The 8,218-nt window shown below is 49.2% G+C and carries 10 protein-coding genes and 1 riboswitch; of the genes, 8 read left to right on the top strand and 2 right to left on the bottom strand.

What is annotated here, in order from left to right; translation table 11 throughout:
* The 8 genes from KDD36_13970 to thiH form a co-directional block, all read left to right on the top strand.
* On the top strand, nt 1–645 hold a 645-nt coding region (locus tag KDD36_13970), incomplete at its 5' end, for a geranylgeranylglyceryl/heptaprenylglyceryl phosphate synthase (GenBank protein MCB0397758.1).
* Between the two features lie 132 nt (nt 646–777).
* Nucleotides 778–869: riboswitch (TPP riboswitch) on the top strand.
* A gap of 14 nt (nt 870–883) precedes the next feature.
* Nucleotides 884–1,087 (top strand): sulfur carrier protein ThiS, encoded by a 204-nt coding sequence (gene thiS, locus KDD36_13965; protein ID MCB0397757.1) that lies wholly within the window; start codon nt 884–886, stop codon nt 1,085–1,087.
* Nucleotides 1,088–1,108: 21 nt separating this feature from the next.
* The gene (gene thiC / locus KDD36_13960) at nt 1,109–2,938 is read left to right on the top strand and encodes a phosphomethylpyrimidine synthase ThiC (protein ID MCB0397756.1); all 1,830 of its coding nucleotides are present in this window, start codon (nt 1,109–1,111) and stop codon (nt 2,936–2,938) included.
* 30 nt (nt 2,939–2,968) lie between these two features.
* Nucleotides 2,969–3,658: a thiamine phosphate synthase gene (locus tag KDD36_13955; protein ID MCB0397755.1), complete on the top strand. Its 690-nt coding sequence runs from the start codon at nt 2,969–2,971 to the stop codon at nt 3,656–3,658.
* Nucleotides 3,645–4,406 carry a hydroxymethylpyrimidine/phosphomethylpyrimidine kinase gene (locus KDD36_13950; GenBank protein MCB0397754.1) on the top strand — a complete coding sequence of 254 codons (762 nt, stop codon included), beginning with the start codon at nt 3,645–3,647 and terminating at the stop codon, nt 4,404–4,406. The genes KDD36_13955 and KDD36_13950 overlap by 14 nt, the downstream gene beginning before the upstream one ends.
* The gene (locus KDD36_13945; protein MCB0397753.1) at nt 4,403–5,077 is read left to right on the top strand and encodes a thiamine phosphate synthase; all 675 of its coding nucleotides are present in this window, start codon (nt 4,403–4,405) and stop codon (nt 5,075–5,077) included. The genes KDD36_13950 and KDD36_13945 overlap by 4 nt, the downstream gene beginning before the upstream one ends.
* On the top strand, nt 5,074–5,844 hold the full coding sequence (locus KDD36_13940) for a thiazole synthase (protein MCB0397752.1): 771 nt from the start codon (nt 5,074–5,076) through the stop codon (nt 5,842–5,844). Before KDD36_13945 ends, KDD36_13940 begins: the two co-directional genes overlap by 4 nt.
* Before the next feature lie 12 nt (nt 5,845–5,856).
* Nucleotides 5,857–6,990 carry a 2-iminoacetate synthase ThiH gene (gene thiH / locus KDD36_13935; protein ID MCB0397751.1) on the top strand — a complete coding sequence of 378 codons (1,134 nt, stop codon included), beginning with the start codon at nt 5,857–5,859 and terminating at the stop codon, nt 6,988–6,990.
* Nucleotides 6,991–6,994: 4 nt separating this feature from the next.
* On the opposite strand, the gene KDD36_13930 is transcribed toward thiH, so the two are convergent.
* Both KDD36_13930 and KDD36_13925 read right to left on the bottom strand, forming a co-directional pair.
* On the bottom strand, nt 6,995–7,624 hold the full coding sequence (locus KDD36_13930; GenBank protein MCB0397750.1) for a leucine-rich repeat domain-containing protein: 630 nt from the start codon (nt 7,622–7,624) through the stop codon (nt 6,995–6,997).
* The coding region (locus tag KDD36_13925) for a riboflavin biosynthesis protein RibF (GenBank protein ID MCB0397749.1) at nt 7,605–8,218 on the bottom strand (614 nt) is incomplete at its 5' end. The genes KDD36_13925 and KDD36_13930, both read right to left, overlap by 20 nt.

Here is an 8,218-nt window from a genome sequence, read left to right as displayed (position 1 = left end):
CTTGCAGCATTGGCCACACAAACCGACGCACTTCCGGATCTGATCTTTGTAGGTGGAAGCCTGGTAAAAGCCGGCACTACCCGTCAGGCGATTGAAAAGGTACGTGGTGTATGTGATCGGCCGATCGTATTATTTCCCGGAAGCATTCTACAGGTTGATGGCAGTGCTGATGCCTTGTTTTTTCTTTCTCTTATTTCCGGCAGAAACCCCGAAATGCTCATTGGCAATCATGTGGTGGCTGCGCCGATGATCAGACAAAGTGGACTTGAAGTTTTACCGACCGGCTATTTGCTGGTGGATGGAGGACAAGCAACTGCCGTATCCTACATCAGCAATACCTTTCCCATTCCGAGGGATAAAAACGACATTGCAGCTTGCACAGCCATGGCAGGAGAAATGCTGGGCCTGAGAAACCTATACATGGACGCCGGCAGTGGTGCACTTCATGCCATTGAACCGGCCATGATCAGTGCGGTCAGGGAACATACCTCCCTGCCCATCATCGTAGGCGGGGGTATTAAAACTGAGCATGACGCCATCAATGCCTGTCAGGCAGGCGCAGATGTCGTTGTAGTGGGCAATGCCATTGAAGCCAACCCAAACCTTCTGTCTAACATCGTCGGTGCCGTTCGCGCCGGCGCCTAACCACTTTCGACTTCCGTTTTAACTTCAGGAGCTACAGTTCGCTTCCATCCGGTTGTGCTAAAAATGCATTCGTGGTTCATAACTTGAATGGATATTCTTTGCTTTTTTGTGAATGTTTGTTCAGCTTTGTGTAACGAAGACAGGGGGTGCCCGAAAGGGCTGAGATTATACCCTATGAACCTGATCCGGGTCATGCCGGCGAAGGGATGTGCACCCCCCAATAATTATATTCGGTTGAATGGAAATCATTGTAAATAATGAAGCCGTTTCCGTCAATGCCGGTGAAAACATCTCCGGGCTGTTGCGTCAATTGTCGGTTCCCATAAGAACAGGCATCGCACTTGCGGTCAATGAAGATGTGATACCGGCCCCTCAATGGGACCATACCATTTTAGAAGATCATGACCGTGTGATCATTATCAAGGCCGCCCAGGGTGGCTGATTTATTTAACGTATCAAATTTATGAGCTTGAAAAACCAGGATAATCATAGCATCACCAGAACACCCTTCCCATGTTCTGAAAAGGTTTTTGTAGATGGAACAATTCACAATATCCGTGTTGGAATGCGCAGCATTCGGCAGGAACCCACCATCATGGCCTCCGGCAAGTCACCGAATCCGGATATTACGGTTTATGACACAAGCGGTCCTTATACAGACCCCAATGCCATTGTGAATGTAAAGAAAGGGCTGGAGCGCATACGCGAACCGTGGATCACCGAACGCGGTGACGTAGTTCAGCTCCCGGATGTTTCCTCGGCATACGGAAGAGAACGGCTGATAAACAGTGAACTGAAACACCTCCGTTTCGAAACGCCTCCGAAACCATACCGTGCCAAACCCGGACAAAATGTAAGTCAGTTGCACTACGCACGCAAGGGAATCATCACGCCTGAAATGGAATACATTGCCATCAGGGAAAATCAACGTATGGAGAGCGGGGCTGCATTGACCAACGGCCAAAAGAAATCGCTCCGATGGATCACACCCGAATTCGTGCGGGACGAAGTGGCTGCCGGAAGGGCCATTATTCCATCAAACATCAACCACCCAGAATCCGAACCGATGATCATCGGCCGGAATTTTCTGGTGAAGATCAATGCAAACATCGGCAACTCAGCAGTCACCTCAAGCATTGAAGAAGAGGTAGAAAAAGCGGTATGGGCATGCCGGTGGGGAGCCGACACCATCATGGACCTGAGCACCGGGAAACACATACACGAAACCCGCGAATGGATCATCCGAAACAGTCCTGTTCCCGTGGGAACTGTCCCGATTTATCAGGCCCTGGAAAAGACCGGTGGTGTGGCAGAAGACCTCACGTGGGACCTGTTCAGGGATACCCTGATAGAACAGGCAGAACAGGGCGTTGACTATTTTACCATTCATGCCGGCGTACTACTGCGGTATGTTCCAATGACCGCCAGGCGTGTTACCGGGATCGTTTCCCGGGGTGGATCCATCATGGCCAAATGGTGCCTGGCGCATCACAAAGAAAATTTCCTGTACACACATTTTGAGGAAATATGTGAAATCATGAAGGCATATGACGTGGCCTTCTCCCTTGGAGATGGTTTACGCCCCGGCTCCATCGCCGATGCCAATGACGAAGCACAATTCGGAGAACTTGAAACACTTGGTGAGCTAACCAAACAAGCCTGGGCTCACGATGTACAGGTGATGATCGAAGGTCCAGGACACGTACCCATGCACCTGATCAAGGAAAACATGGACAAGCAGTTGGAGACCTGTAATGAAGCTCCGTTTTACACCCTCGGTCCGCTTACCACAGATATCGCACCGGGATATGATCACATCACATCTGCTATCGGAGCAGCCATGATCGGATGGTATGGATGCGCCATGTTGTGCTATGTGACGCCAAAGGAACATTTGGGCCTTCCGAACAAGAAGGATGTGAAGGACGGCGTGATCAGTTATAAGATCGCGGCGCATGCGGCGGATTTGGCAAAAGGTCATCCGGGTGCGCAATGGAGGGATGATGCGCTCAGCAAGGCAAGGTTCGAATTTCGCTGGGAAGATCAGTTCAACCTCAGTCTTGATCCGGATACAGCCAGAGAGTTCCATGATGAGACCCTGCCATCGGAAAATGCTAAGGTTGCACACTTCTGTTCGATGTGCGGACCAAAATTTTGCTCAATGAAAATCAGCCAGGAAGTACGAGAATATGCCAAAGAACAGGAAACAGCCGATGAGGAAGAAGCGCTTGAAATGGGATTGAAAGAAAAGGCTGAGGAATTTATTAATTCAGGAAGTACGATATACAGTTAATCCGTAACTAACCCATATATCCCCTCCACCTTGATAAAGATCGTCATCACCAAACCAAAGTTTTTCCAGGGAGAAGCCACCCTCGTGACCAAGTTTTTTGAATCTGGCCTGGAAGTGTTGCACGTCCGTAAGCCCAAAGCCACCGCCATGGAAATCAAAAGCTTTCTGATGAGCATCCCCCAAACCTACTGGAACCGGATCGTATTGCATTCGCACCACAACCTGGCCATTCAGTATAAACTAAAAGGCATCCATCTAACAGGTGCGGTCAGGAGCAAACGGATAAAGAAATGGTATTTGTCAAGGTATCTGAAATGGAAGTACCCAACCCTTCATGTGAGTACTTCATTTCACAGCCTGGCCCCACTCTACCAGGACCGAACCGGTTATGACTACATTTTTATCAGTCCGGTATTCGACAGCATTTCCAAAGGTGGCTACCAGTCTGCATTCTCAGAAACCGGTCTTAAAAGTGCCATAGCCCAATGTGTGCATAAAGTAATTGCGCTGGGTGGTGTTGAACCTTCCAAAATAGGAGAGATCGCCCGGATGGGATTCGCAGGGTTTGCCGTGTTGGGTGCCATCTGGGACAGTGAAGATCCCCAATCGACCTTTGAACAGATAAAATATGCGGATGCACAGGATGACAACTCCACGATGTTGGTGGATCCTGAAGGGATTCTGCATATCAAGAAAGTAACCTATCATGGATCAAAATAACAGACCGTGGGTCTCCACAATAGCAGGCCTTGATCCCAGTGCCGGCGCCGGTTTACTGGCCGATATCAAAACAATAGAAGGGATGGGCGGCAGGGCCCTCGGTGTATGCACCGCTATTACCGTGCAGGATGATCTCTCATTTTCACATCTTGAATGGACACGCACATCGCTGATCCTGGACCAACTGAAACAGACATGCGATCGCTTTCAACCTTCGGCGTTTAAAATCGGTATTACGGAAAGCCAATCTGTTTTAAAGACCATTGCCGGTTCACTACCTGATCACCCCACCATTGTGTGGGATCCGGTACTGAGTTCTTCCACAGGATTCCAGTTCTGGCAAGCGATTGATCATCAAAGTTTGCCTGCACTACTGAATGCTTTTGCATTGATCACCCCCAATGAAAGGGAAGCTTGCCAGCTATCTCAAAAGGAACAGGCAGGAGAAGGTGCTGAATGGCTCTCACAATTTTGCCCGGTGCTGATCACAGGCGGACACGAAGGAGCGCATGATACCGTCACAGATACCCTTTACATCAAAGGAAAGTGTATAAAAAAATACACCTTACCTTATATTCCATACGGGACCAAACATGGCTCGGGGTGCGCGTTGTCATCTGCCATTACAACCGCGCTGGCCCAGGGTCACTCTCTGGAATCAGCCATTGTCAAAGGCCATGATTTTGTGCGGCGTTTTCTGACCAGCAATCCTTCCCTCATGGGACAACATCCAAGTTTTGTCGCATGAATGCCATCCAATATATTACCGATGACAATGCCTCTGTATCCCATGCACAACAAGCAGAACAAGCCTGCGCAGGTGGCATACGCTGGATACAATTCAGATGCAAGTCGACGGATGAGGATTACAGACTACAACAGGGTCATGCGGTTGCTGCGGTGTGCAAAAAGTATCAAGCTACCTTTATTGTCAATGATGATCCCCGGCTTGCCATGGAATTGGATGCCGATGGCGTTCACCTGGGAAAAGCCGATATGTCTCCAAAAGATGCACGTATCCTGATTGGGGACACGATGATCATCGGCGCCACAGCAAACCGGTCAGAAGACCTTGATGCCTCCGTCATGGCATGCATTAACTATATCGGCGTGGGTCCATTCAGGCATACCAATACCAAAAAGAATCTAAGTCCACTCCTCGGGTTGGATGGGATCAGGAATGTCATCCGAAAGTGGAAAGAACTGAATTTCTCGACACCTGTTTTTGCCATCGGCGGCATCCTTATCGACGACATACCGGCACTTATGGAAACGGGTATCACCGGTGTAGCTGTTTCATCTGCCATCCATGCAGCTGAAAATCCCGGATTGATGGCCACCGCATTTAAACACAGCATTGAAGAAAACCGGAGATATTTGAAGGAAGCCGGATTTCAACCATACCAGAAACAGTTATGAAACCATTAACCATAGCAGACAGAACATTCGGGTCACGACTATTTACCGGCACCGGTAAGTTCAGCTCCAACGTACTGATGAAGGAAGCCATCCTGGCATCCGGATCGGAACTTGTAACCATGGCCATGCGACGTGTTGATCCGAGTAAAACAGAGGAAGATATCACGGCTTTTCTGAAGCACGATCATATACAATGGCTGCCCAATACTTCCGGAGCCCGGGATGCAAAGGAAGCAGTGTTTGCTGCCCGACTTGCGCGTGAAGCACTGCAAACCAATTGGGTGAAGCTGGAGATCCATCCGGATCCGAAGTATCTTCTTCCTGACCCTATTGAAACACTCGAGGCTGCCAGGCAACTCGTCAAGGATGGTTTTGTGGTTTTGCCATATGTGCATGCAGATCCGGTCCTCTGCAAAAAACTGGAAGAAGCCGGATGTGCCGCGGTGATGCCGCTCGGTGCACCCATCGGTACAAACCGTGGACTCGAAACAAAAGGCATGCTCGAGATCATCATTGATCAAAGCCAGGTTCCTGTTGTGGTAGATGCAGGAATCGGCGCACCTTCACACGCCGCGGCCGCAATGGAGATGGGTGCGGATGCCGTACTCGTAAATACAGCCATTGCCGTTTCCGACGATCCCGTGCAGATGGCGCATGCGTTCAGATTATCGGTTGAAGCAGGCCGAATGGCATTCGAAGCAAAGCTAGGTGAAGTCAGAACGAAAGCTGCCGCATCCAGTCCGCTCACCGCATTTCTGGAATCTTAACGGTCCATCACCATGAACACTGAACTCCATACATTCCAGGATTTATTCGACACCTACGATTGGGATGAGGTCCGCGAACGATCGCATCACCGCTCCACTGCTGAGGTTGAAGAAGCCCTTCATCGTGCCGGGCATGGCAAACCGGATGACTTCATGGCCCTGATTTCACCTGCCGCGGCTCCTTATCTGGAAGACATGGCCCGGTTGAGCAGAAAACTTACGCTCAACAAATTTGGCAAGACCATCCAGATGTATATTCCGCTTTACCTCAGCAATGAGTGTCAGAACATCTGTACCTACTGTGGCTTCAGTTACAATAACAGGATACCCAGGGTTACCTTGACCGAAGATCAGATCGACCGGGAGGTGGAGATCATTAAAGCATTAGGGATGGACCACGTCCTCATCGTGACCGGCGAAGCGAATCGCACGGTGGGGGTTGACTACCTGGCGTCCGCCATTGAAAGAATCAGACCTCATTTCTCACACATCTCGCTGGAAGTACAGCCGCTGGAAGAAGAAGAATACCGGACATTGGCGAACCTGGGCCTGCATTCCGTTCTGGTATATCAGGAAACATACCACCGTGAGGCCTATAAATCCTATCACCCGAAAGGCAAAAAATCAAATTTTGATTACAGGCTGGATACTCCGGACCGGCTGGGAAGAGCCGGTGTACACAAGATTGGATTGGGCGCTCTCATAGGTCTGGAAGATTGGAGAACCGATGCGTACTTTACCGCCCTTCATCTGCACTACCTGGAGCGACGTTATTGGAAAACCAAATATTCCGTGAGCTTTCCAAGGCTAAGACCTGCGGAAGGATTGATCGAACCTAAAGTGGTCATGTCGGAACGGGAATTGGTACAGCTGATTTGTGCCTACCGCATTTATAATGAGCATCTGGAACTATCTCTTTCCACCAGAGAGCGGGCTGTTTTCAGGGACCATGCGATTCACCTGGGAATTACCTCCATGAGTGCAGGATCCCGGACCAATCCGGGAGGTTATGCGGAAGGTGAGGAATCGCTTGAACAATTCGAGATTGATGATTCCCGAAGCCCTTCAGAAATGGCAAATATGATAAGGGAAGCGGGATATGAGGTGGTGTGGAAAGATTGGGATCGTGCGTTACATGCCGTTTAGACGATCACATCTTACAGTTGCAGTTGGGTGAGAAATGTATTTTGGTATCGGGCAACATTTCTTTAAGCGTTTGCTGATCCTCATCCGAAACAATGATGACCCGAAGGTCAAGTACCTTTAAATTCTTTAGTTGCGCCAGCTCTTCCGGAAACGTTGATATCTCATTACTCCATAAGTCAAGGACTTCCAGTTCAGTCAGGTCACCGATCTGAGCAGGCAATGTTTCCAGGCTATTCCTGTTGACATTCAAAACCTTCAGGTGAGCCAGCGCTCCAATCTCACCAGGCAGTTCGGTTAATTCGTTCTTTTCCATGTTCAGTTCCGTGAGCTGCGTCAGTTCGGAAATCCTTGGAGATATTTTGGAAATACGGTTGCGCCCCATATCCAGTTTTCTTAGGTTGTGAAAGCTGAACACCGCATCCGGAATGGAATCGAGTTTCATTTTGCGTAGCGCCAGGTTGTGCACAAGATCGGGTGTTTTCAAAGCCTCTTCCAGACTGGTAAAGAGCGTTGTTTCACTCGTGATATCCGTCTCAGTCTGCTGGCACTGTGACCTCAGGGGGATCATCATAACAAACCAGGCCAGGGTGAATCCCAGCCAGGTGATCAGTCTTCTATCGCGCGCTCTTTTCAAGTATCTGGGTTATCTTATTTCTATCAATATCCAACTGTTTTCGCAAGGCCTCCAGGTCGTCAAATTTTTTCTCATCCCTGATACGTTCCACCAAGTGTAAGGTGATATTAAGGTCGTAAATATTACTGTCAAAGTCAATAATATGGACTTCCACCGTTCTGTCCTTTCCTTGTACGGTGGGTCTCATACCAATGTTCACCATGCCCATCAACGTTTGATCATTAACAGTCACCCGGGCTGCATACACACCATCGGCCGGGATCAATTTATCCGTGCTGCTGACCGCAACATTTGCCGTGGGGTAGTCGATGGAACGCCCTTGTTGTGACCCTGGAACCACCTTACCGTTAATCAAATAGTCATAACCAAGAAACATATTCGCCTTCACCACATCTCCTTCCAACAAGGCTTTTCTGATCTTGGTTGAACTTATTGCCACTTCGTCGATATCCTGTGGAGGAATCTCCTCCACCTCAAAGTCGTACACTTTGGATAGTTCCATCAACTTCTCGAAACTTCCTTCCCGGTTGCGTCCGAACTGGTGATTATATCCCACCACCATGGAGCGCATCCCGATCATATTGACCAACATAT

This window comes from Flavobacteriales bacterium (assembly GCA_020435415.1).
Classification (GTDB): Bacteria; Bacteroidota; Bacteroidia; order JACJYZ01; family JACJYZ01; genus JACJYZ01.
Note: the sequence above shows the minus strand (reverse complement) of the source record. Positions and strands in the feature narration are given on the sequence as shown.